General features: G+C 66.4%; 21 protein-coding genes and 1 pseudogene. 6 read left to right on the forward strand and 16 right to left on the reverse strand.

The window, feature by feature from the left end:
- Positions 1–230: 230 nt before the first annotated feature.
- The 16 genes and pseudogenes from dnaJ to ACCC97_RS08815 form a co-directional block, all read right to left on the reverse strand.
- On the reverse strand, positions 231–1370 hold the full coding sequence (dnaJ, locus tag ACCC97_RS08740) for a molecular chaperone DnaJ (RefSeq protein ID WP_007835135.1): 1140 nt from the start codon (positions 1368–1370) through the stop codon (positions 231–233).
- Between the two features lie 108 nt (positions 1371–1478).
- Positions 1479–3416 carry a molecular chaperone DnaK gene (dnaK, locus tag ACCC97_RS08745; RefSeq protein ID WP_007835137.1) on the reverse strand — a complete coding sequence of 646 codons (1938 nt, stop codon included), beginning with the start codon at positions 3414–3416 and terminating at the stop codon, positions 1479–1481.
- Between the two features lie 112 nt (positions 3417–3528).
- Positions 3529–4104 carry a nucleotide exchange factor GrpE gene (grpE, locus tag ACCC97_RS08750; protein ID WP_081502666.1) on the reverse strand — a complete coding sequence of 192 codons (576 nt, stop codon included), beginning with the start codon at positions 4102–4104 and terminating at the stop codon, positions 3529–3531.
- A gap of 228 nt (positions 4105–4332) precedes the next feature.
- Positions 4333–4683 carry an FKBP-type peptidyl-prolyl cis-trans isomerase gene (locus tag ACCC97_RS08755; protein ID WP_007836448.1) on the reverse strand — a complete coding sequence of 117 codons (351 nt, stop codon included), beginning with the start codon at positions 4681–4683 and terminating at the stop codon, positions 4333–4335.
- A 201-nt stretch (positions 4684–4884) separates the two neighbouring features.
- Positions 4885–5187 (reverse strand): annotated as a pseudogene (locus tag ACCC97_RS08760) (winged helix-turn-helix transcriptional regulator); the annotation flags it as partial.
- 176 nt (positions 5188–5363) lie between these two features.
- On the reverse strand, positions 5364–6215 hold the full coding sequence (gene asd, locus ACCC97_RS08765; protein WP_042673904.1) for an archaetidylserine decarboxylase: 852 nt from the start codon (positions 6213–6215) through the stop codon (positions 5364–5366).
- Between the two features lie 94 nt (positions 6216–6309).
- Complete coding sequence (locus ACCC97_RS08770; protein ID WP_007836441.1) at positions 6310–7305, reverse strand: Bug family tripartite tricarboxylate transporter substrate binding protein; 996 nt, start codon at positions 7303–7305, stop codon at positions 6310–6312.
- Between the two features lie 35 nt (positions 7306–7340).
- A complete protein-coding gene (locus tag ACCC97_RS08775; protein ID WP_007836439.1) occupies positions 7341–8408 on the reverse strand; it encodes a lactonase family protein in 1068 nt (355 codons plus the stop codon).
- Positions 8409–8418: 10 nt separating this feature from the next.
- Positions 8419–9396, reverse strand: coding sequence for a Bug family tripartite tricarboxylate transporter substrate binding protein (locus ACCC97_RS08780; RefSeq protein ID WP_042673906.1), 978 nt, complete (start codon positions 9394–9396; stop codon positions 8419–8421).
- Between the two features lie 72 nt (positions 9397–9468).
- A complete protein-coding gene (locus tag ACCC97_RS08785; RefSeq protein WP_007836436.1) occupies positions 9469–10230 on the reverse strand; it encodes an SDR family NAD(P)-dependent oxidoreductase in 762 nt (253 codons plus the stop codon).
- Between the two features lie 22 nt (positions 10231–10252).
- A complete protein-coding gene (gene garD / locus ACCC97_RS08790) occupies positions 10253–11824 on the reverse strand; it encodes a galactarate dehydratase (RefSeq protein ID WP_413332363.1) in 1572 nt (523 codons plus the stop codon).
- Positions 11825–11842: 18 nt separating this feature from the next.
- Positions 11843–13195, reverse strand: coding sequence for a TRAP transporter large permease (locus ACCC97_RS08795; RefSeq protein ID WP_007836432.1), 1353 nt, complete (start codon positions 13193–13195; stop codon positions 11843–11845).
- A complete protein-coding gene (locus ACCC97_RS08800) occupies positions 13186–13680 on the reverse strand; it encodes a TRAP transporter small permease (RefSeq protein ID WP_007836430.1) in 495 nt (164 codons plus the stop codon). Before ACCC97_RS08800 ends, ACCC97_RS08795 begins: the two co-directional genes overlap by 10 nt.
- A 57-nt stretch (positions 13681–13737) precedes the next feature.
- On the reverse strand, positions 13738–14730 hold the full coding sequence (locus ACCC97_RS08805) for a TRAP transporter substrate-binding protein (protein WP_007836428.1): 993 nt from the start codon (positions 14728–14730) through the stop codon (positions 13738–13740).
- Positions 14731–14783: 53 nt separating this feature from the next.
- Positions 14784–15674, reverse strand: coding sequence for an SMP-30/gluconolactonase/LRE family protein (locus ACCC97_RS08810; RefSeq protein ID WP_413332365.1), 891 nt, complete (start codon positions 15672–15674; stop codon positions 14784–14786).
- Positions 15664–16479: an NAD-dependent epimerase/dehydratase family protein gene (locus tag ACCC97_RS08815; RefSeq protein WP_413332367.1), complete on the reverse strand. Its 816-nt coding sequence runs from the start codon at positions 16477–16479 to the stop codon at positions 15664–15666. The genes ACCC97_RS08810 and ACCC97_RS08815 overlap by 11 nt, the downstream gene beginning before the upstream one ends.
- Before the next feature lie 219 nt (positions 16480–16698).
- Between ACCC97_RS08815 and ACCC97_RS08820 the strand changes: the two genes are divergently transcribed.
- The 6 genes from ACCC97_RS08820 (at position 16699) to ACCC97_RS08845 (ending at position 23232) form a co-directional block, all read left to right on the forward strand.
- On the forward strand, positions 16699–17568 hold the full coding sequence (locus tag ACCC97_RS08820) for a FadR/GntR family transcriptional regulator (protein WP_042673905.1): 870 nt from the start codon (positions 16699–16701) through the stop codon (positions 17566–17568).
- A gap of 111 nt (positions 17569–17679) precedes the next feature.
- Positions 17680–18681 (forward strand): Bug family tripartite tricarboxylate transporter substrate binding protein, encoded by a 1002-nt coding sequence (locus ACCC97_RS08825; protein ID WP_413332369.1) that lies wholly within the window; start codon positions 17680–17682, stop codon positions 18679–18681.
- A 156-nt stretch (positions 18682–18837) separates the two neighbouring features.
- The gene (gene kdgD, locus ACCC97_RS08830; protein ID WP_413332371.1) at positions 18838–19749 is read left to right on the forward strand and encodes a 5-dehydro-4-deoxyglucarate dehydratase; all 912 of its coding nucleotides are present in this window, start codon (positions 18838–18840) and stop codon (positions 19747–19749) included.
- A 44-nt stretch (positions 19750–19793) separates the two neighbouring features.
- Positions 19794–20243 (forward strand): nuclear transport factor 2 family protein, encoded by a 450-nt coding sequence (locus ACCC97_RS08835; protein ID WP_007836415.1) that lies wholly within the window; start codon positions 19794–19796, stop codon positions 20241–20243.
- A gap of 111 nt (positions 20244–20354) precedes the next feature.
- Positions 20355–21710 (forward strand): glucarate dehydratase, encoded by a 1356-nt coding sequence (gene gudD, locus ACCC97_RS08840; RefSeq protein ID WP_413314439.1) that lies wholly within the window; start codon positions 20355–20357, stop codon positions 21708–21710.
- Positions 21711–21795: 85 nt separating this feature from the next.
- Positions 21796–23232: an aldehyde dehydrogenase family protein gene (locus ACCC97_RS08845; RefSeq protein ID WP_007836411.1), complete on the forward strand. Its 1437-nt coding sequence runs from the start codon at positions 21796–21798 to the stop codon at positions 23230–23232.
- Positions 23233–23509 lie beyond the last annotated feature (277 nt).

Consider the following 23509-nt stretch of genomic DNA (forward strand, 5'->3'; position numbering starts at 1 on the left):
GCTTGCGCGTGTTGGCGTGGGAAAGTTGCTTGGGTGCAGGTCGGCATGTCCCGCGAAGGGGCGGGAATGCACCGCCGATGTGCCTGCCAAGGGGCGCCGCAGCGTCGGATGCACCAGCTTGCGGACCCCACATTGCAAAGGGCCGCTAAGCGGCCCTTGTTGGAGTCAGATGCATCCGCCGGAGCTGAAGTCTCCGGGGTCGCATGTCGGACGGAAGAAGCGGGTCCGGTTCAGCTGAAGAATTCCTTCGCCTTGTCGAACCAGCCCTTGTCGGTCGGGCTGTGCTTGTCGCCGCCCTTCCTGAGAGACTCGTCGAGCTCTTTCAGCACCTTGCGTTGGTGCTCGGTGAGCTTCACGGGCGTCTCGACGCGCACATGGCAGTACAGGTCGCCGGGGTAGCTCGAGTTCACGCCCTTGATGCCCTTGCCGCGCAGGCGGAACTGCTTGCCGCTTTGCGTGCCTTCGGGAATGTCGATGGCCGCCGCGCCCTTGAGCGTGGGCACGTTGATCTCGCCGCCCAGCGCCGCCGTGGTCATGCTCACAGGCACGACGCAGTGCAGGTTGTCGCCGTCGCGCTCGAAGATCTCGTGCTTCTTGAGCCGGATCTCGATGTACAGGTCGCCCGGCGGGCCGCCGTTGACACCGGGTTCGCCGCTGCCGGTCACGCGCATGCGCTGGCCATCGTCGATGCCTGCGCGGATCTTCACTTCGAGCGTCTTGTTGCGCTTGATCTTGCCCTGGCCGTGGCACACGGTGCAGGGCTCGGGAATGATCTTGCCGCTGCCATGGCAGGTGGGGCAGGTCTGCTGCACGCTGAAGAAGCCCTGGCGCATCTGCACCGCGCCCGCGCCGTGGCAGGTGGTGCAGGTGATGGGTTTGGTGCCGGGCTTCGCGCCCGAGCCGTGGCAGGTGTCGCACTCGTCCCAGGTCGGGATGCGGATCTCGGTGGTCTTGCCTTCGGCGGCCTCCTCGAGCGTGATCTCCATCGCATAGCTCAGGTCGCTGCCGCGGAACACCTGGCGCCCGCTGCTGGTGCGGCCGCGGCCGCCGCCACCGAACACGTCGCCGAAGATATCGCCGAAAGCTTCCGCGAAACCGCCGAAGCCCTCTGCGCCCGGTCCGCCGCGCATGTTGGGGTCGACGCCGGCATGGCCGTACTGGTCGTAGGCCGCGCGCTTCTGTCCGTCGGACAGCATTTCGTAGGCTTCCTTCACCTCCTTGAACTTGGCCTCGGCCTCCTTCGAGGTGTCGCCGTGGTTGCGGTCGGGGTGGTGCTTCATCGCAAGCTTGCGATAAGCCTTCTTGATTTCATCCTCGCTCGCGTTCTTGGGGACGCCGAGGGTTTCGTAGTAGTCGCGTTTAGTGGCCATGGCAGGTCGATCAGCGGATCAGGGGAGCAGCGGGAACTCGGGCAGCTTGAAGCGAGAAAGGCTGGAGCACCCTTTCAGGTGTTCCAGCCTCGGTCAATGGACTGAAGATCAGCCCTTCTTGACTTCCTTCACTTCGGCGTCGACCACGTTGTCGTCGGCCTGCGCATGCGCAGCAGCTTCCGCGCCAGCCGGGCCCGATGCGCCCGAGGCGCCTGCGGCCGCCTGCGATTCGGCATACATCTTCTCGCCGAGCTTCTGACTCGCGGTCATCAGCGTGTTGGTCTTTGCCTCGATCGCGGACTTGTCTTCGCCCTTGAGGGCTTCTTCCAGGTCCTTGATCGCGGCTTCGATCGCGTCCTTCTCGGCGGCTTCGAGGCTCGCACCATGTTCGCCCAGCGACTTCTTCACGCTGTGCACCATGGCTTCGCCCTGGTTGCGTGCCTGCACGATCTCCAGCTTCTTCTTGTCGTCGGCCGCGTTCAGTTCGGCGTCCTTCACCATCTTCTGGATCTCGTCCTCGGACAGGCCCGAGTTCGCCTTGATGGTGATCTTGTTTTCCTTGCCGGTGCCCTTGTCCTTCGCGCCGACGTGCAGGATGCCGTTGGCGTCGATGTCGAAGCTCACCTCGATCTGCGGCGTGCCGCGCGATGCCGGCGGAATGCCTTCGAGGTTGAACTCGCCCAGGGCCTTGTTGCCCGCGGCGATGTCGCGCTCGCCCTGGAACACCTTGATGGTCACGGCCGGCTGGTTGTCCTCGGCGGTCGAGAAGGTCTGCGCGAACTTCGTCGGGATCGTTGTGTTCTTGGCGATCATCTTGGTCATCACGCCGCCCATGGTCTCGATGCCCAGCGACAGCGGGGTCACGTCCAGCAGCAGCACGTCTTTGCGGTCGCCCGAGAGCACCTGGCCCTGGATGGCGGCGCCGACGGCCACGGCTTCGTCGGGGTTCACGTCCTTGCGCGGTTCCTTGCCGAAGAAGGCCTTCACCTTTTCCTGCACCTTGGGCATGCGGGTCATGCCGCCGACCAGGATCACGTCGTTGATGTCGCTCACGCTGATGCCGGCGTCCTTGATGGCCAGGCGGCAGGGCGCGATGGTGCGCTCGACCAGCTCGTCGACCAGGCTTTCCAGCTTGGCGCGGGTGAGCTTGATGTTCAGGTGCTTCGGACCCGAGGCATCGGCCGTGATGTAGGGCAGGTTGATGTCGGTCTGCGCGCTGTTCGACAGCTCGATCTTGGCCTTCTCGGCGGCTTCCTTCAGGCGCTGCAGGGCCAGCACGTCCTTGCTCAGGTCGACGCCTTGCTCTTTCTTGAACTCGGCAATGATGTAGTCGATGATGCGCTGGTCGAAGTCTTCGCCGCCCAGGAAGGTGTCGCCGTTGGTCGACAGCACTTCGAACTGCTTCTCGCCGTCCACGTCGGCGATCTCGATGATCGACACGTCGAAGGTACCGCCGCCGAGGTCATACACGGCGATCTTGCGATCGGCCTTGTCCTGCTTGTCGAGGCCGAAGGCCAGGGCAGCAGCGGTGGGTTCGTTGATGATGCGCTTCACGTCGAGGCCCGCGATGCGGCCGGCGTCTTTCGTGGCCTGGCGCTGGGCATCGTTGAAGTAGGCCGGCACCGTGATCACGGCTTCGGTCACGGTTTCGCCGAGGTAGTCTTCGGCCGTCTTCTTCATCTTGCGCAGGATGTCGGCGCTGACTTGCTGCGGGGCGATCTTCTTGCCGCGCACTTCCACCCATGCGTCGCCGTTGTCGGCCTTGGCGATGGTGTAGGGCATCAGGTCGATGTCCTTCTGGACTTCCTTTTCCTCGAACTTGCGGCCGATCAGGCGCTTGATCGCGTACAGCGTGTTCTTGGGGTTGGTGACGGCCTGGCGCTTGGCCGAGGCACCGACCAGCACTTCACCGTCTTCCTGATAAGCGACGATCGACGGCGTGGTGCGTGCACCTTCCGAGTTCTCGATCACACGCGTGGTGTTGCCTTCCATGATCGACACGCACGAGTTGGTGGTGCCGAGGTCGATGCCGATGATCTTTGCCATGTTCTTACTCCTGAAAGCCTGAAAAATATGTTGTTATGAACTTGTGGATAACCCAGCTCGATTCAAGGGATGGAGCGGGGATTTCCTGTGGGAATCTTGTGTGCCGCGCCGATTACTTCGGCGCGCTGACCGTGACCAGCGCCGGGCGCAGCACCCGGTCGTTGATGGTGTAGCCCTTCTGCAGCACGCTCACCACGGTGTTGGGTTCCTGCTCGGGAGCGGGCACCACCGAGATGGCTTGGTGCTGGTGCGGATCGAACTTGGTGCCGGGCGCGGGGGCTACTTCGATCACCTTGTTGCGTTCGAGCGCGCTCTTGAGCTGGCGCAGCGTGGCTTCGGCGCCTTCGCGGATCTGTTCGGGCGTGGCGTCCTTGACGGCCAGGCCGGCTTCGAGGCTGTCGGTCACCGGCAGCAGGCTCTCGGCAAAGGCCTCGACGGCGAACTTGCGGGCCTTGGTGATCTCGTCGTCGGCGCGGCGGCGGGCGTTCTGCACGTCGGCCTGCGCGCGCAGGTACTGGTCGGCCAGTTCGGCATTCTTGGTCTGCAGGGCAGCGAGCTCGCCTTGTGCCACGGCCAGGGCGTCGAGCGCCTCGGCTTCATTGGCGGCTTGCGCTGCCTCCAGTTCTTCGGGGCTTGGCTCGCCTTGCAGCATTTGGGAATTCTGTGCGGATTGTTGCGGGTCAGACATTTTTCAAAGAACCGGCGTGCGCCGGAAAACAAACGATAGCCAGCCACATGGGGCTGCTCTAAAGCTTTTCAAGCGTAAAAATGCGGCCGAAAGGGCCGTAATACGGGTCGCGAAGTGGTTTTCGCGAGGGACACCGAGGAACCGGCTTCGCCGGGCCTCAGGTGTCGCCCCCGGTAGGGGGTGGCGCAGCGGACACGAAGTGCCGCGCAGCCTGGGGGCGAGCCCTGATCAGTGGGCGTCGAGCAGCTCGACGTCGAACTTCAGGGTGGCGTTCGGGGGGATCACGCCGCCGGCGCCGCGGGCACCGTAGCCCAGCGATGCGGGAATGATCAGCGTGCGCTTGCCGCCGATCTTCATGCCGGCGACGCCTTCGTCCCAGCCCTTGATGACCTGGCCGGCGCCCAGCGAGAACGCGAAGGGGTCGTTGCGGTCGCGGCTGGAGTCGAACTTGGCGCCTTGCGTGCCGTCGTTGTAGAGCCAGCCGGTGTAGTGCACGTGCACGTGCTGGCCGGCCTTGGCTTCGGTGCCGGTGCCGACTTCGGTGTCTTCGTATTGCAGGCCGGAGGGGGTGGTGGGCATGGGAAACGCTCCTTGCGTCGATGTGAGATCAATGGATCGAAGGCGCGGAGTTTACCGAGGCCGGGCAGGGCGACCTGTCGTCCTTCAGGTCTGGCTGGTGTCGTCGGAGGGCGGCGCGGGTGTGGTAGCAGGGGCTGCCACAGGGGCGGGAGCGGGTGCGGCTGCTGGCGAAGCTGCGGCGGCTGGTGCCGGGGCTGCTGCCTTCTTGAGCTGCCCCAGTTGCCACTTGCCTGCGAAGGCCTGCAGGTCGGACAGGCGCTTGAGCAGGTCCTGTCCGCTCAGCGTGAGGCTGTAGCCGTCGCTGCCGTGGCCGACGATGCCGGCCTCGCGCAGTTCCTTGATGCGGGTGTTGAGCGTGTTGGGAGTGATGCCGCCCACGCTGTCCTGCAGCAGCCGGAAGGTCTGCGCATGGCCATCGCGCAGGGCCCAGAGCACGCGCAGTGCATAACGGGCTTCGAGCAGGGCGAGCAGCTGGCTGACGGCTGCGTTTTCCTTGGTACTCATCGACATCATCTCCTCGAAGCTGGGCGGGCCGTCGACCTTGGGGCAGGGCGATGCTTCGCGTTCTTGTGGTGGGTTACGGACCGTTTCGTTGGCCGGCGACTATAGCGCAAATGATGAGGATGCTACTAGTTTTATAGCTGCCAGGGCATACTGCATGCGGGTTGTGAGACAAAGCCTCACAAGTTGGCGTAGTCGGCCATGGCTTCGCCCAGCCGGATCGCGCGGCCTGGCGACCACGCCGGGTTGAAGGCCAGCGCAGGCGCCGGGAAGAGCATGACCACTGTCGAGCCGAGCAAGAAACGGCCCATCTCGTCGCCCTTGCGGATGTCGATCTGCCGGTCGTTGTAGCTCCACTCGCGCAGTTCGCCCACGCGCGGCGGATTGACCACGCCGTGCCACACGGTGGCCATGCTGCCGACGATGGTGGCACCCACCAGCACCAGCACGAAGGGCCCGTGCGCCGATTCGAAGACGCATACCACGCGCTCGTTGCGTGCGAACAGGCCGGGCACGCCGCGCGCCGTGGTCGGGTTCACCGAGAACAGGTCGCCCGGCACATGGATCATGCGCACCAGCCGCCCGTCGCAGGGCATGTGGATGCGGTGGTAGTCCTTCGGGCTCAGGTAGAGCGTCGCGAAGCTGCCGTGCGCGAACTTCGCGGCCAGCGCGGCGTCGCCGCCGACCAGCGCGGTGGTCGTGTAGTCGTGGCCCTTGGCCTGGAAGATCTGGTCGCCGCGGATTGCGCCGAACTGGCTGATCGCGCCGTCCACGGGGCAGACCAGGTCTGCCTGTGCGAGCGGCCGCGCGCCGGGCTTGAGCGCGCGCGTGAAGAACTGGTTGAAGCTCTTGTAGTGGTGGATGTCCGACTCGAGCGCCTCGCCCATGTCCACGCCGTACTTGGCCACGAAGCGCCGGATGATCCACGTCGTGACGGCGCCCCGTTCCTTGCCCGCGACCCAGCCGGCGAAATTGGTCAGGGCCTGCTTGGGGAACAGGTATTGGGGCAGTACTGCGGAGCGGTCGGACACGTGGGAGAAGCCTGGAATGCGGAATCGGAAGGGCATTCTATAAAGCGCTTCTCCCCGGGAACGTAGGAAGCTTCCCTTGGTTCGCGTCCCGCCGTCAGTCGGCCTTGATCCCCGCGGCCTTGATCACCTGCGCCCACTTTTCCACTTCGGCCTTCTGGAACGCCGCGATCTGCGCGGTGCTCAGGTCGGCCGGCTCCATGCCGAAGCTCTTGAGCTTGTCCTGCATCTCGGGCGCGGAGAGGATCTTGCGGATCTCGGTGTGCAGCCGGTCGACCACCGGTGCCGGCGTGCCCGCGGGCACGAAGATCGCCTGCCATGACACGACCTCGAAGTCCTGCAGGCCGGGCACGCCCGACTCGGCCACCGTCGGCACGTCCGGCATCGAGGCCAGCCGCTTCGACGAGGTGACCGCGATGGCGCGCAGCTTGCCGCTCTGGATGTGAGGGCCGGCGACCACCGTGGTGTCGAACATCATGTCGACCTGCCCGCCGATCACGTCCTGGATTGCCGGGCCGCTGCCCTTGTACGGAATGTGCGTGAACTTCACGCCCGACTTGAAGGCCATCAGTTCCAGCGCGAGGTGCTGCGAGGTGCCCGTGCCGGCCGAGGCCGACGAGAGCCCGCCGGCCTTGGCCTTGCTGGCTGCGATCACGTCCTTCAGTGTCTTGTACGGGCTTGCCTGGTTCACCACCAGCACCACCGGGTTGGTGCCGATCAGCGTCACCGGCGCGAACGACTTCTGCGGGTCGTAGCCCAGCTTGGGATACAGGCTCACGTTGATCGCGTGCGAGCTGATCGTGCCGCCGACCATCGTGAAGCCGTCGGGCGCGGCGCGCGAACCGACCTCCGAGCCCACGCTGCCGCCGGCGCCGCCCTTGTTGTCGATGATCACGCTCGTGCCCAGCACGGGGCCGAGCTTCTGCCCGATCAGGCGGGCCAGCACGTCGGTGGTGCCGCCGGCGGGAAAGGGCACGAGGTAGGTGATGGCCTTGCCCGTCGGCCAGTTGCCGCCGCCCTGCGCGAAGGCGGCCGGAAGGCCGGCGGCGAGGGAAGAGGCGAGGGCGGTGCGAATGAGTGTGCGGCGTTGCATGCAGGTGTCTCCTTGTGATGGGTGGTGCGGGGCCGTCAGGGCATGTCGACGATCTCGATCCAGTTCGGGTTCTTGCCGACGTCCAGGTGCTGGGGCCTGCCCAGCGCGCCGGTGGCGGCGTCGATGGCGTAGAGCGAGATGCCGTGCGATTCCTGTCCCGCGGCGATGAGATAGCGCCCGCTGGAGTCGATGGCGAAGCCGCGCGGCACCTTCTCGGTCGGGGTCTGGCCCAGCGGCTGCAGTTGTCCCGTGGCGGCATCGACCTTGAACGCCGACAGCGTGCTCGAGGTGCGCTCCGACGCGTACAGGTAGCGCCCGTCGGGCGTCAGGTGCAGGTCGGCGGCCCAGGGCTTGCCGGTGAAGCCGGCGGGCAGCGTGGTCGTGCTCTGTTCGAGCTTGAGCGTGCCGCGCGCCGCGTCCCATGCGAACACGTGCAGGGCGGCGTCGAGCTCGTCCAGCAGATAGACGTGGCGCTGCGCCTTGTCCCAGATGAAGTGGCGCGGGCCCGATTTCGTGGATGTGGTCGTCAGCGGCGGATCGTTGGGCGACAGCAGGCCCTTCTCGGCGTCGAAGCGCCAGCTCGACACGTTGTCGCCGCCCAGGCTGGTGGCCAGCACGAAGCGGTTGCTGGCGTCCGCGTGGATCGCGTGCGCGTTGGGCCCGGTCTGGATCAATTGATGGACGGGGCCCGCGGCGCCGTCCTTGCCGATGGAATTGACCGTGATCTTGCCGCCTTGGTAGGAGGCCGCGAAGAGCCACTTGCCGCTCGCGTCCAGGTCGATGTTGGCCATGCTGTCGGCCAGCGGCGCCTCGCCGAGCTTCTGCAGCTTGCCGGTGGCGCCGTCGATCGACAGCGAGGCCACGCGAAACGGCTGCGAGCGCAGCGCGGCATACAGCACGCGCTTGTCGTGGCTCACCACCATCGGCATCACCGTGCCGCCGACGTTCAGCGTCTGCACCGGCTTGAGTGCGCCCTGGGCGCGGTCGAGCTCGAGCACGGAGATTTCCTGGCTGTCCGCGTTGGACACGTAGACCCAGGTGGCGGCCGAGGCGGGGCCGATGGCGGCCAGCCACAGCAGCGATGCGATGGTTTTTCTTTTCATGGTTCGCGGTTCAGGGTTTGATGTTCAGTTTGGTGATGAGCTGCTTGAAGTAGACGTTGTCCTTGGCCAGCGTCTCCTTGAACACGGCGCCGTCGGTGTAGACGTAGCCCAGGTTCTGCTTGTCCATCACCTCGTGCATCAGCGGCTCGGCGGCGGTCTTCGCCGTCATCTCGCGCAGCTTCGCCATCACTTCGGGCGGTGTGTTCTTCGGCGCGCCGAGGCCGCGCCAGGTGCCGATCGACAGATCGATGCCGCGTTCCTTGGCGGTGGGCACCTTTTCGAAGCCCTTCACGCGCTTGTCGGCCATCACCATCAGCACCTTGAGCTTGCCGCCCTGCACATGCGTGGTGACTTCGGCCGGGCTCACCGCCACGGCCTCGATGTGTCCGCCGAGCAGCGCCAGCACCGCCGGCGCCGCGCCCTGGAACGGGATGTGGCCGAACTTCGCGCCGGTCTTGTCTTCGAGCGCCGCGGCGGCAAGGTGCCAGATCGAGCCGTTGCCCGAGTTGCCCACGCGCACGCCCTCGGGCGACTTCTTCGCGGCCGCCAGGAACTCCTCGATGGTGTTCCACGGCGCGTCGGCCTTCACGGTGATCGCCGCCGGATCGGCGTTGAGCTGCGCGATCGGCTGGAAGTCGTCGTAGTTGAACTTGGCAAGGCCCAGGTGCGGCAGCGTCAGCAGCTCGACCGTGAGCACCGCGAGCTTGTAGCCGTCGGGCTTGGCGTTGATCACTTCCGTCCAGCCGATGGCGCCGCCAGCGCCGGGGCGGTTGACGATCACGATGCTCTGCGAGATGTGCTTGCGGCTCGCCTCGGAAAAAGCGCGTGCCAGGCCATCGGTCCCGCCGCCGGGCTGGTAGGGCACCAGCAGCTCGATCGGACGGTTCGGAAAATCGGCCTGCGCCGCGGCCGGCGTGGCCAGCCCGAGCGAAAGAGCGGCCGTGGCCGAGAGGGCGGCGATGCCGCGAACAAGCTGGATTCTTCTCATGATGTCGTCGTCTCCGTTGTTGATCCGATCCGGGGCCTCGCGCAAGGCCTCCTCGTGTTCTTCGTGCGTGCCTCAGGGCATGTACTGGCCGCCGTTCACCTCGATCACCTGCCCCGTGACGTAGCCGGAGAGCTGCTCCGACGCCAGGTACAGGAAGGCGCCGACGCATTCCTCGGGCACGCCGATGCGGCCCATCGGAATGCCGGCGCGGAAGTTCTCCAGCATTGCGGGTGTCGAGAAGCGGTCCTGGAACGGCGTCTGGATAACGCCGGGCGCCACGGCATTCACGCGGATGCGGTCGCCCACCAGCTCCTTCGCGAGCCCGTGCGTCGCCGTGCTCACGAAACCCTTCGAGCCCGCGTACAAATAGGCGGCTGGCCCGCCGCCGGTGCGTGCCGCGACCGAGGTCACGTTGATGATGTTGCCGCCGCCCTGCGCGCGCATCAGCGGCACCACCTCGCGGCAGTAGGCGAGCACCGAGCGCGCGTTGATGTGCATCACCTCGTCGAACAGCGCGTCGTCGAACTCGGCGATCGGCACGCGCTTGACCAGGCTGCCGGCGTTGTTGACGAGCACGTCGATGCGCCCCAGCTGCGCCGCGGCCTGCTTCACGCATTCGCGGATTGCGGCCGTGTCGCGCACGTCGGCCTTCAGCGCGAAGGCGGTGCCGCCGGCCGCGCGGATGGTGTCGACCACCCCGTTCGCCGCATCGGCCGAGCTGTTGTAGTGCACCGCCACGCGCATGCCGCGCGCCGCAAAGGCGACGGCCACCGCGGCGCCGATGCCGGTGCTGGCGCCGGTGACGAGCGCTGTCTTGTCCTTGAGATCTTCCATGTCTTTGCTCCGTGCGAAGGGATCAGGTCACGGGTGCCGGGTTGAACAGCACCAGCGCGTTGTGCAGCTTCCAGTGCTCGGCCCATGTTTTCTTGCGGCCGCTGGCCACGTCGAGCATCAGGCGGAACAGCTCCCAGCCCACGTCCTCGATGCTGGCCTCGCCGTCGGCGATGCGGCCTGCGTTCACGTCCATCAGGTCGTGCCAGCGGCGCGCGAGGTCGCTGCGCGTGGCGACCTTGATCACCGGTACCTCGGCCAGCCCGTAGGGCGTGCCGCGGCCGGTGGTGAACACGTGCAGGTTGATGCCGGCCGCCAGCTGCAGCGTGCCGCAGATGAAATCGCTGGCCGGCGTGGCGGTGTAGATCAGGCCCTTCTGCGCTGCCTTCTCGCCGGGCGCGAGCACGCCGGTGATGGGCGCCGAGCCCGACTTGACGATGGAGCCCATCGCCTTCTCGACGATGTTCGACAGGCCGCCCTTCTTGTTGCCCGGCGTGGTGTTGGCGCTGCGGTCGACGCGGCCCTTCTGCAGGTAGGCGTCGTACCAGGCCATCTCGCGGATCATGGCCTCGGCCACCTCGGGCGTGGACGCGCGCGAGGTGAGCTGGTCGATGCCGTCGCGCACCTCGGTCGTTTCCGAGAACATCACGGTGGCGCCCGCGCGCACCAGCAGGTCGGTGCAGAAGCCCACGGCGGGGTTGGCGGTGACGCCCGAGAAGGCGTCGCTGCCGCCGCACTGGACGCCCACCACCAGTTCGCTGGCGGGCACGGTTTCGCGCCTGCGCCTGTTGAGCCGCGCGAGGTGCTCGTCGGCCTGGCGCATGACCGAGTCGATCATCGACATGAAGCCGACATGCTCGTCGTCCTGCAGGCAGACCACGTCGAGCTCTGCCGCATCGCCGCGCTTGTCGATGATGGGAATGCTTCCCGGCGGCAGCAGCCGCTCGGGCTGCAGCTTCTCGCAGCCCAGGCTCACCACCATCACCTCGCCGCCGAAGTTCGGATTGAGGCTGATGTTGCGCAGCGTGCGGATCGGCACGATGGCATCCGGCGCATCGATGGCCACGCCGCAGCCGTAGCTGTGCTCCAGCGCCACCACGTCGTCGACGTTCGGGTACCTGGGCAGCAGCTCGGCCTTGATGCGCTGCACCGCGAAGTCGGTCACGCCGGCCACGCACTGCACCGTCTGCGTGATCGCGAGGATGTTGCGCGTGCCCACCGAGCCGTCGGCGTTGCGGTAGCCCTCGAAGGTGTAGCCCTCCAGCGGGGGCAGGGCGGGGGGCTTGACCGTGGCGATGGGCAGGCCGTCGAGTCCGGGCGCCACCGGCATGCGCATTACGCGCTCGTGCACCCAGCTGCCGCGCGGCAGTGCTTTCTGTGCATAGCCGATCACCACGTTGTAGCGCACGATGGCCGCGCCCTCGGCCAGGTCGGCCAGGGCCACCTTGTGACCCTGGGGCACGTTGTCCACCAGCACCAGGCCGTCGGCGAACGAGGTGCCGGCCTTCAGGCCGCCGTCGTTCGCGACGATGGCCACGTTGTCGTTGGCGTGGATGCGGATGTAGAGCGGCGAGGCTCCGGAGGCAGCATTGCTCATCGTGAGGACCTTTGTTGCTTACAGCACCTTGTGGCCGGTCAGCATCGTGGGCAGCCAGGTGGAGAAGGCCGGCACGTAGGTCACCAGGGTGATGGCGATGAAGATCGCCAGATAGTAGGGCCAGGCGGTTTTCGTCGCCTCCCCGATGGATATCTTGCCGATCGCGCAGCCGATGAACTGCACCGTGCCCACCGGCGGGTGCACCAGGCCCAGCGCGCAGTTCAGCAGCAGCATCATCCCGAACTGCACCGGGCCCACGCCCATCTGGATGGCCAGCGGCAGGAACAGCGGCGTCGTGATCAGGATGTGCGCCGCCATGTCCAGGAAGATGCCCAGGAAGATCTGGATGATGTTGATGTACAGCAGCATCAGCCAGGGACTGGAGGTCGCGGCCAGCAGCACGGTCTCGATGGCGTCCGGAATCTCCAGGTAGGCCATCTGGTAGCGCAGCATGTTCGACACGCCGATCAGCAACAGGATCACGCCGGTGGTCTTCGACGCCTTGGCCAGCGACTTGAAGAGCTTCTCGCGCGTCATCGTGCGGTAGGCCACCACCGTGAGCAGCAGCGAATACGTCACCGCGATGGCCGCCGCCTCGGTGGCCGTTGCCACGCCCTTCATCACGCACACCAGGATGATCACGATCACCATCAGGCCGGGAATCGCAGCCAGGAAGGTCTTGGCCACCATGCCCCAGCCGGGGAAGCGCTCGACCATCGTGCTGCCGTCGGTGCGCTTCGGGTAGCCATGCTTGGCGGCCTGCCAGTAGGCGGCCACCAGCATGCATACCATGATCCAGAACACCGGGATCAGCCCCGCGAACATCAGGTCGCCGATGGACACGCCCTTGATGATGTGCCCGTCGATGGTGCCCACCGCGGCCTGCGCTGCGAAGGCGTAGATGATCATGTTGTGCGAGGTCGGCATCAGCGCACCTGAGAGCGAGGCGTGCGTCGTCACGTTCACCGCATACGCCGCGCTGTAGCCCTCGCGCTTCATGATCGGGATCATCACGCCGCCCATGGCCGAGGTGTCGGCCACGGGGGAGCCGGAGACGCCGCCGAACAGCGTCGATGCCACCACGTTGGCCAGGCCCAGGCCGCCCTTCCAATGGCCGACGAGGCTGCGCGCGAAGGCGACGATCTTGTCGGCGATGCCGCCGTGCAGCATCAGTTCGCCCGAGAAGATGAAGAAAGGAATGGCCAGGAACGAGAACACGTTCATGCCCGACACCATCATCTGGATGGCGGTCTCGAACGGCAGGCCCTCGTAGGCAAAGGTGGCCAGGCAGCTCAGCCCGATGGCGAAGGCCACCGGCATGCCGAGCAGCAGGAAGAGCACGAAGCTCAGCGACAGCACTGTCAATGCCATGATGGAACGACCTTCTGGTCTGTGAACTGAGCCGCCAGGTGCTCGAGGGAGAAGAGGGTGATCAGCACCCCCGCAAAGAGAATCGGCACGTAGCGCACGGCCTCGGACATGCCCAGCGTGGGAATGGTCGACTCGCGTGTGGACACGGCCATCTCGGCACCGCCCGCGATCAATGCGATGGCGAAACCGATGGTCAGCACATAGACAAGCGCCTTGCACCAGAACTGCGCCTTGGGCGGCAGTACCTTCACCAGCGAATCGAGGCCGATGTGGCCGGCGTCGCGCACGCCGGCGGAAGCGCCGAACATGGCGACCGAGATCACCAGCAGCAGCGCGACCTGCTCCACGTACGGCGGGGCGTCATTGAAGACGTAGCGCAGCACCACGCCGTAGACGACGACTGCGAGCAGGCCGACAAGGCACACGCAGGCGATGTACATCGCCCAGCGCGAAAGCCGTGCGTTCAGATGGGTCAGCAAATGCATTTGGAAGTCCTGCCTTGCCCCCTCCCTCCGAAAGGTGAGGGAGAGAAGCCGTGGGCGTCATTTCGTGTTGACGATTTCCTGCACCAGCGCCTTCAGCTCCGGCGTGGTGGCGAACTTGTCCCACACCGGCTTCTCGGCATCGACGAAGCCCTTGCGGTCGATATCGGCGGCGGCCACGACTTTCGCGCCGCCCTTGATGACGGCCGCCTTGGCGTCCTTCTCGCGCGGCTCCCACAGCTTCACGTAGTAGGGCACCGAGTCCTTCGCGGCCTTGCGGATCGCGGCCTGTTCTTCCTTGCTCAGCGTGTCCCAGATCTTCTTGGAGAACACCAGCACTTCGGGCGTCATGACGTGCATGGTCTCGGAGTAGACCGGCGCGGCCTCGAAGTGCTTGGCTTCGTCGTACGAGGGGTAGTTGTTCTCGGCGGCGTCCACCAGGCCGGTCTTCAGGCCGGTGTAGACCTCGGCGATGGGCATCGGCGTGGGCGAGGCGCCGGTGGCGCTCACCAGGCTCACCATCAGGTCGGAGGGCTGCACGCGGATCTTCAGGCCCTTCATGTCGGCCACTGTCTTGATCGGCTTCTTGGCGTAGACCGAGCGCGCCCCGCTTTCATACATGCACAGGCCGATGAAGCCGGCCTTCTCGAACGCGGCCAGCACCTTGTCGCCGGTCGGTCCGTACATGGCCTTGCGGAAATGCTCGATGTCGCGGAACAGGAAGGGCAGCGACGGAATCACCGACTCCGGCACGATGCCGTGGAACGAGGCGCTGCTCACGCGCACCATGTCCAGCGCGCCGATCTTCACCTGCTCGACCGTGTCCTTCTCCGAGCCCAGCGAACTGTCGGCGAAGATCTTGATGTTGTCCTTGCCGCCCGTGGCCTTCGACAGCTCATCGCCCATGAACTTCACCGCCTGGTTGGTGGGAAAGTCCTTGGCGTGCACTTCGGCGGAGCGGAAGGTTCGTGCCATGGCGGCGTTCGATACCGTGAGGGCGACCAGGCCGATCGCGATCAGGCCCGACAGCTTCTTCATTTGTAGTGATTTCATTCTTGATAGCTCCTCGGTGGATGAAAAGAAAACGCAGTGGATGAACAACGGGGTCAGATGCCGAAAGCGGGCTCCGCGAGGCCCTTCGCACCGGGCCGCAGCGCGAACACGCCGCCGGCCAGCGGCTGGTCCGAAAGGTCGGTGCCGCCGGGACGGATGGAGGTGACGAAGAGGGTGTCGAGGTCCGGGCCGCCAAAGGCGCACATGGCGGGCTTCTTCACCGGTACTTCGAGCGAGCGGTCGAGCCGGCCGTCGGGCGTGAAGCGGTGCACCAGGCCAGCGTCGTTGCCGCAGATCCAGTAGCAGCCGTCGGTGTCCATGGCGGCGCCGTCGGGACGGCCGGGCAGGGGCCTCATGTCGATGAACAGGCGGCGGTTGGTGGGCGTGCCGGTGTCCGTGTCGTAGTCGAAGGCCCAGACGGCTTGTACGCTGGGGTGCGAGTCCGAGAGGTACATCGTGCGGCCGTCCGGGCTGAAGGCCAGGCCGTTGGGCACGATGAGATCGCCGAGGCGCTCAGCGGCGTTGTCGCTGCCCTTGCCGTAGCGGTAGAGGCGGCCGATGCGCGCGCCGGCCGCCATGTCGAGCAGCATCGTGCCGGCCCAGAAGCGGCCCTGTCGGTCGCAGCGGCCGTCGTTGAAGCGCATGGCCGGTGCCGCGTGCGCGACGGGGGCGAGCGGGCTGGCGGCCAACGTGCCATCGGCCTGCGGCTTCAGCGAGAACAGGCCGCTTTCCATGCCGGCGATCCATTCGCCGGGAACGTCGGCGCGCGGCGCGATGCAGGCGATCATTTCGTTCGCCGTCCATTGCGTGTGGCCTTCGCTCGCGTGCCAGCGGTTCAGTGTGCGCGCCGGAATGTCGACCCAGTACAGCGCCTGCTGCCCGGCATGCCACACCGGGCTTTCGCCGGTGCCGTTGCGCGCGTCGAGAACCAGTTCAGCTTGCATCGCCGAAGGGGCCTTGCGCGGTGAAGGCGCCGCCCTGGTAGATGGCGTTCGGGTCGATGGGGGCGACAGGTGGTTGTGCTTCGACCTTGTCGCGAAACACCTCCGAGCTGTCTTGCGGCACGAAGCCCAGGTGCGCGGCCGCGCTGTTGTCCCACCACACGTCGCGATTGCTCGACATGCCGTAGACCACCGTGTGCTTCACGTCCGGCGTGAACAGCGACTTCTCGATCAGCGTCGTCAGGTCGCGATAGCTGAGCCAGGTGCTCATCATGCGGCGGTTGGCGGGCTCCGGGAACGAGGAGCCGATGCGGATGCTCACGGTCTCGATGCCCCAGCGGTCGAAGTAGAACTGCGCCACGTCCTCGCCGAAGGATTTCGACAGGCCGTAGTAGCCGTCGGGCCGGCGCACGGCGTGCGCGTCGATGTGTTCGCTCTGCTTGTAGAAGCCGATCACGTGGTTCGAACTCGCGAACACCACGCGCTTCACGCCGTGGCGGCGCGCCGCTTCGTAGACATTGAACACGCCCTTGATGTTGGCTTCGAGGATTTCCTCGAACGGGCGCTCCACCGACACGCCGCCCAGGTGGACGATGGCGTCGCAGCCTTCGACCAGCGCATGCACTCCCGCCTTGTCCGAGAGGTCGCAGGGCACGACTTCCTCGCTCGCGTCCACGGCTGGCGAAAGCGAAGCGATGTCCGACAGGCGCAGCGTGCCGGCAAAGGGCTTGAGCCGCTCGCGCAGCACCTTGCCGAGTCCGCCGGCCGCGCCGGTCAGGAGGAGGCGGTTCATCTTCTTGTCTGTCATCGTTGCGCGTCCATACATTCAGGAGTCATGGTTTCCGAGGGCCCGCCGTCACGGTGCTTTGCTGAAAGCGGCCGGTACGATGCCGACGGAGCAAAGTCAAAGGGCTGCATGTCGGTGCCGTGGAAGCCGAAAGCCGCAGGCGAAATGGCCGGCGGCGCCAGGAGATGTGAATCGAGTTATCTGTTGTCGTACAACTAGTTGGAGATTATCATCGTGGCCATGGCTCAGTCGACTGCGGGTAATCCCTTGGAATCACAAGCGCCAGCGGAAACGGCGTCTGCCGCTTCGGCTGCGGGAGCCGCTTTCGTGGGGCGACCGCGCCAGCGCGCACGCGGCCTCGCGCATGGGCTGGTGGAAGACCTGGGCGAAAAAATCCGCAGCCAGTCGCTGCGCCCGGGCGACAAGCTGCCGACCGAGTCGGCCATCATGCAGGCCTATGGCGTGAGCCGCACCGTGGTGCGCGAGGCGCTGTCGAAGCTGCAGGCCGGCGGGCTGGTCGAGACGCTGCACGGCGTGGGCACCTTCGTGCTGCAGCCGCGGGCGGGCGGGGTGTTTCGCCTCGATCCCGGGGAGATTGCCGCATCGGTCGACGTGCTGGCCGTGCTGGAGCTGCGCATCAGCCTGGAGACCGAGTCGGCCGGCCTTGCTGCGAGCCGCCGCACCGACGAGCAGTTGGTTGCCATGCGCCAGGCGCTCGACGATTTCGAGCGCAACGTGGTCGTGGCGGGCGACACCGTGGGGCCGGATTTCCGCTTCCACCTGCAGATCGCCGAGTCGACCGGCAACCCCTATTTCGCGGACATCATGCGGCACCTGGGCACCACGCTCATTCCGCGTACGCGTATCAGCGCCATCCGCACGCACGAGGGTGGCGCGCCCTATCTGAACCGGGTCAACCGCGAGCACGAGGAGATCTACGCGGCCATCGCGCGGCGCGATCCCGAGTCGGCGCGCGCGGCCATGCGCATCCACCTGACCAACAGCCGCGAGCGGCTGCGCCTGGCGCAGGAGGCCGCGCAGCAGAAGGCGAAGGCCGATGCGGCCGCAGGCACGGCCGCGCCGTCGTCCGACGACACTCCCTCCAGCTGAATTTTTCTTGCCGGCCAGGCTGGACAAGTTGTTTTTCTGGTTGTACGATGACTGATAACTCGCTCGGGCACGGGCGAAGCCATGACGAACCATCGAACAACTGGAGGCAGCATGACCATCAACCGGCGCGGCGCACTCGGTGCCGCACTCGCCACCACCCTGGCCGCCAACCTGCCGCTGGGCGCCATCGCGCAGGGCGCGCAGCAGGGCGGGGGCGGCAACTGGCCCTCGAAGCCGATCCGCATCATCGTCCCGTACCCGCCGGGAGGCTCGTCCGACATCATTGCGCGGTCCATCAGCCAGCCGCTGTCGGAGGCGCTGGGCCAGTCGGTGATCATCGACAACAAGGCCGGCGCCAACGGCAACCTCGGCGCCGACCTGCTGGCCAAGGCACCGGCCGACGGCTACACGCTGATGCTGTGCGACCTCGGCGCGCTGGCCATCAGCCCGTCGCTGTATCCCAAGCTGCCTTTCGATCCGTCGAAGGACCTGCGCAGCGTTTCCATGCTGGCCTACTCGCCGCACCTGCTGGTGGTGCATCCCTCGGTGCAGGCGAACACGCTGAAGGAACTGGTCGAGCTCTCGAAGAAAAGCGATCTCAACTTCGCCGTGACCGCCAGCGGCAGCACCGCGCACCTGGCCGGCATCGAGCTGCAGCGCAAGGTCGGCGCCAAGTGGGAATACGTGCCCTACAAGGGCGGCGTGCAGGCGGTGCTCGACACCGTGTCGGGCCAGACGCAGGTGCTGATGAACGGCATGCTCGCCACCTATCCACAGGTGCAGTCCGGCAAGCTCAAGCTGATCGCCGTGTCGAAAGCCACGCGCATGCCGCTGATCGGCAGCGTGCCGACCATCGCGGAGCAGGGCGTCCCCGGCTACGAGTCGGGCACCTGGCAGGGCGTTGTCGCGGCGCGCGGCGTGCCCGACGCGGTGATCGCCCGGCTCAACAAGGAACTGGTGCGCATCATCCGCACGCCCGACATCCGCGCGCGCCTCGCGGGGCAGGGCGCAGAGGTCGTGACCATGGCCGCGCCCGAGCAGGACCAGTTCTTCGCCAAGGAGCGCGCGCGCTGGGCGCAAGTCATCAAAGAGGCCAACGTCAGGCTCGACTAGTCATGTCTGCCCCCCGGCTCTTCACTCGCTTCGCTCCGTGTAATTCGCCACCCCCCGAGGGTGGGGCGCGGCCCGCCTTGGGGCGACCTGGCGGCAGCCGCATCGCCGCCCTTTGAATCTTCTTCATTTTTCAAAAACTTCACTGGACTCTTCCCGATGAACCCGCAAGAACTCAAGACCATCATGGGCTCCGGCCTGCTCTCGTTTCCGCTGACCGACTTCGACAGCAACGGCGACTTCAACAAGAAGGGCTACGTCGAGCGCCTCGAATGGCTCGCTCCCTACGGCGCGAGCGCTCTGTTCGCGGCCGGCGGCACGGGCGAGTTCTTCTCGCTGACTGGCGACGAGTACCCCGGCATCATCCAGACGGCTGTCGACACCTGCCGCGGCGTGGTGCCGATCATTGCCGGCGCCGGCGGCCCCACGCGCTTCGCCATCCAGTGCGCGCAAGCCGCCGAGAAGGCTGGCGCGCACGGCATCCTGCTGCTGCCGCACTACCTCACCGAAGCCGGCCAGGAAGGCCTGGCCGCGCACGTCGAGGCCGTGTGCAAGAGCGTGAAGTTCGGCGTGATCGTCTACAACCGCGCCACCAGCCGCCTGAAACCCGACACGCTCGCCGGCCTGGCCGAGCGCAACCCGAATCTCGTCGGCTTCAAGGACGGCATCGGCGACATCGAGGCCATGGTCGCCATCTACCAGAAGATGGGCGACCGCTTCGCCTACCTGGGCGGCCTGCCTACGGCCGAGGTCTATGCCGCTGCCTACAAGGCAATGGGCACGCCGGTGTATTCGTCGGCCGTCTTCAACTTCATTCCGAAGACCGCCATGGACTTCTACAAGGCCGTGGCCGCCGACGACCTGCCGACGCAGCACCGCCTGCTGAAGAACTTTTTCATGCCGTACCTCGAACTGCGCAACCGCATGCCGGGCTATGCCGTGAGCATCGTGAAGGCCGGCGCCAAGATCGTCGGCCACGACGCGGGCCCCGTGCGAGCGCCGCTCACCGACCTGAAGCCCGCCGAGATGGAACAGCTCAAGGCGCTGATCGACGCGCTCGGCCCGCAGTAAGCCGGCAAGCCGTCGAACACGAACAACAACACGGAGACAAGGCAATGTTCCTCAAGAAGCTCTTCCTGATTGCCGCCGCGGCGGCCGCGTTCTCAGGGTGCTCGATGATGCCGGCGGGCAATGCGGCATCGGCCTCGCCCGAAGTGGCAGCCGCCGCCGAGCGCCTGCGCATTGCGATGATCGATCCGACCGCCGCCGCGCTCGGTGCACTGGTGGCCGACGACCTGAGCTATGGCCACTCGAGCGGCAAGGTCGACACCAAGGCCAGCTTCATCGGCGACCTGGTGGACGGCAAGTCGGACTTCGTGGCCATCACGATCACCGACCAGACCATCAAGGTGGTCGACGGCCAGACTGCCATCGTGCGCCACACGCTCGCGGCCGACACCAACGATTCGGGCAAGCCAGGCAAGGTGGCGCTGAAGATCCTCGGCGTCTGGCAGAAGCAGGGCGGAAGCTGGAAGCTGCTCGCCCGCCAGGCCGTGAGGATCTAATGCTCCCCAGGCTTCGCGCACACCCTTGCCGGAGCAACACCAGCGGCCCCGGCAGAGCCGGTCCCGCGGTGTTTCCCGAAGGGGTCGGCATGGTTTTGGATTGATTCGAAAATGACATCTTCAGATTCCACTTCTCCCGTCACCGGTGCCCCCGTCGTCACCGGCATGCGCGTGATTCCCGTCGCGGGCCACGACAGCATGCTGATGAACCTCAGCGGCGCGCACGGTCCGTTCTTCACGCGCAACCTGCTGATCCTGACCGACAGCGCCGGCCACACCGGCGTCGGCGAAGTGCCGGGCGGCGAGAAGATCCGCCAGACGCTCGAAGACGCGCGCGGCCTCATCGTCGGCCAGCCCATCGGCCGCCACAACGCCGTGCTCAACAGCATGCGCAGCGCCTTCGCCAACCGCGACAGCGGCGGCCGCGGCCTGCAGACCTTCGACCTGCGCGTGACCATCCATGCAGTGACGGCCGTCGAAGCGGCGTTGCTCGACCTGCTCGGCCAGCATCTCGAAGTGCCCGTGGCGGCCCTGCTCGGCGAAGGCCAGCAGCGCGACGCGGTGCAGATGCTCGGCTACCTCTTCTATGTGGGCGACCGCAACAAGACCGACCTGCCGTACGAAAGCGACCCCGGCGCCGACAACGACTGGTTCCGCCTGCGCCATGAAGAAGCCATGACGCCCGAGGCCATCGTGCGCCTCGCCGAGGCCACGCATGCGCGCTATGGTTTCACCGATTTCAAGCTCAAGGGCGGCGTGCTGCGCGGCGAGGAAGAAGTCGAGGCCATCCGCGCGCTGCACGAGCGCTTTCCGCAGGCGCGCGTCACGCTCGACCCGAACGGCGGCTGGCTGCTCGCCGACGCGATTCGCCTGTGCCGCGACCTGCACGGCGTGATGGCCTATGCCGAAGACCCGTGCGGCGCCGAAGGCGTGTTCTCGGGCCGCGAGGTGATGGCCGAGTTCCGCCGCGCCACCGGCCTGCCGACCGCCACCAACATGGTGGCCACCGACTGGCGCGAGATGGTGCACAGCCTGTCGCTGCAGTCGGTCGACATTCCGCTGGCCGATCCGCACTTCTGGACCCTGCAGGGCTCCGTGCGCGTGGCGCAGCTGTGCCAGGCCTGGGGCCTGACCTGGGGCTCGCATTCGAACAACCACTTCGACGTGTCGCTCGCCATGTTCACGCACGTGGCGGCCGCGGCGCCGGGCAAGGTCACCGCGATCGACACGCACTGGATCTGGCAGGACGGCCAGCACCTGACGAAAGAGCCGCTGCAGATCGAAGGCGGCTTCGTGAAGGTGCCCACGCGCGGCGGCTTGGGCGTGGAACTCGACATGGATGAAGTCGAGAAGGCGCACCAGCTCTACCTGAAGCACGGCCTGGGCGCGCGCAACGACGCGCAGGCGATGCAATACTTGATTCCGGGATGGACTTTCGACAACAAAAAACCTTGCATGGTCCGTTGAAGGTTTAGTCTCCCGTTTCCATTTCCGCAGCCGGACACCCAGTGCTCCGGCTTCTTTCTTTCCATCGAGCAGCAAGGAACCCCTCATGCAAAACTTCGACAACCTGATCGGCGGCGAATGGCGTGCCGGCGCAAGCTACAGCCCCAACCTCAACCCCAGCAACCTGTCCGACGTGCTCGGCCAGTACACGCAGGGCGACGCGTCGCACGTCGAGGCCGCCGTGGCTGCCGCCACCGCCGCCTTCCCGGCCTGGGCTACGGGCAGCATCCAGGCGCGCTCCGATGCGCTCGACAAGATCGGTACCGAAATCCTCGCGCGCAAGGAAGAACTCGGCACGCTGCTGGCCCGTGAAGAAGGCAAAACCCGCGCCGAAGGCATCGGCGAAGCCACGCGCGCGGGCCAGATCTTCAAGTTCTTCGCCGGCGAATGCCTGCGCCTGTCGGGCGAGGTGCTGCCTTCGGTGCGGCCCAACATCGGCGTGGAGATCACGCGCGAGCCGGTCGGCGTGGTCGGCCTCATCACGCCGTGGAACTTCCCCATCGCCATCCCGGCCTGGAAGATCGCGCCTGCGCTCGCTTTCGGCAACTGCGTGGTCCTGAAGCCTGCCGACCTCGTGCCTGGCTGCGCCTGGGCGCTGGCCGAGATCATCAGCCGCTCGGGCATCCCGGCCGGCGTGTTCAACCTCGTGATGGGCCGCGGCAGCGTGATCGGCAACGCGCTGGTCAACCACCCCGGCATCCATGCGATCAGCTTCACGGGCTCGGTCGGCGTGGGCCGCAACATCGCCGTGCAGTGCGTCACCAACCACAAGAAGGTGCAGCTCGAAATGGGCGGCAAGAACCCGCAGGTGATCCTGGACGACGCCGACCTCGCGCAGGCCGTGGAGCTCAGCGTGCAAAGCGCGTTCTATTCCACCGGCCAGCGCTGCACCGCGTCGAGCCGCCTCATCGTGACCGAAGGCATCTACCCCAAGTTCATCGAGGCGATGAAGGCGCGCATGGCCAAGATCAAGGTCGGCGATGCGCTCGCGCAGGGCACCGACATCGGCCCCGTCTCGTCCAAGTCGCAGCTCGACCAGGACATGGAATACGTTGCCATCGGCAAGGGCGAGGGCGCCACGCTGGCTGCCGGCGGCGAGCTGCTGAAGCTGGAGACCGACGGCTACTACATGTCGCCCGCGCTCTTCAGCGAATCGGCCGCGGCCATGCGCATCAACAAGGAAGAGATCTTCGGGCCGGTCGCGAGCGTGATCCGCGTGAAGAACTACGAAGAGGCGCTGGCAACGGCCAACGACACAGAGTTCGGCCTCTCGGCGGGCATTGCGACCACGAGCCTGAAGTACGCCACGCACTTCAAGCGCCACAGCCAGGCCGGCATGGTGATGGTCAACCTGCCGACGGCAGGCGTCGACTACCACGTGCCGTTCGGCGGCCGCAAGGGTTCGAGCTATGGTCCGCGCGAGCAGGGCAAGTACGCGCAGGAGTTCTTCACCACTGTGAAGACGGCTTACACACTGGCCTGATCCTTTGGTCGTGGGTGGCTCTGGGCAGGCTGTCGTGTTCGGGGTGCGCTCACGCCGACGGGGTACTCTGCTCCGCGAATGTCCCCCGGCCTTCGGCCTCCTCCTTTATTTCGCTGCGCAGAGCACCCCGCCAGCGTGATCGATCAGAGCACTGGTTGATCAGCCAGCACAACGGCAGCGTCCATTGTGCGAAGGGGGCCCGGGGGGGGGCGGCCGGCGAAAAAAGGGGGGGGGGCGGCGGGGGGGCGGAGGCGGGGGGGGCCCCCCCGGGGCCGGG

The sequence above is a fragment of the Variovorax sp. Varisp85 genome (genome assembly GCF_047304045.1).
Classification (GTDB): domain Bacteria; phylum Pseudomonadota; class Gammaproteobacteria; order Burkholderiales; family Burkholderiaceae_C; genus Variovorax.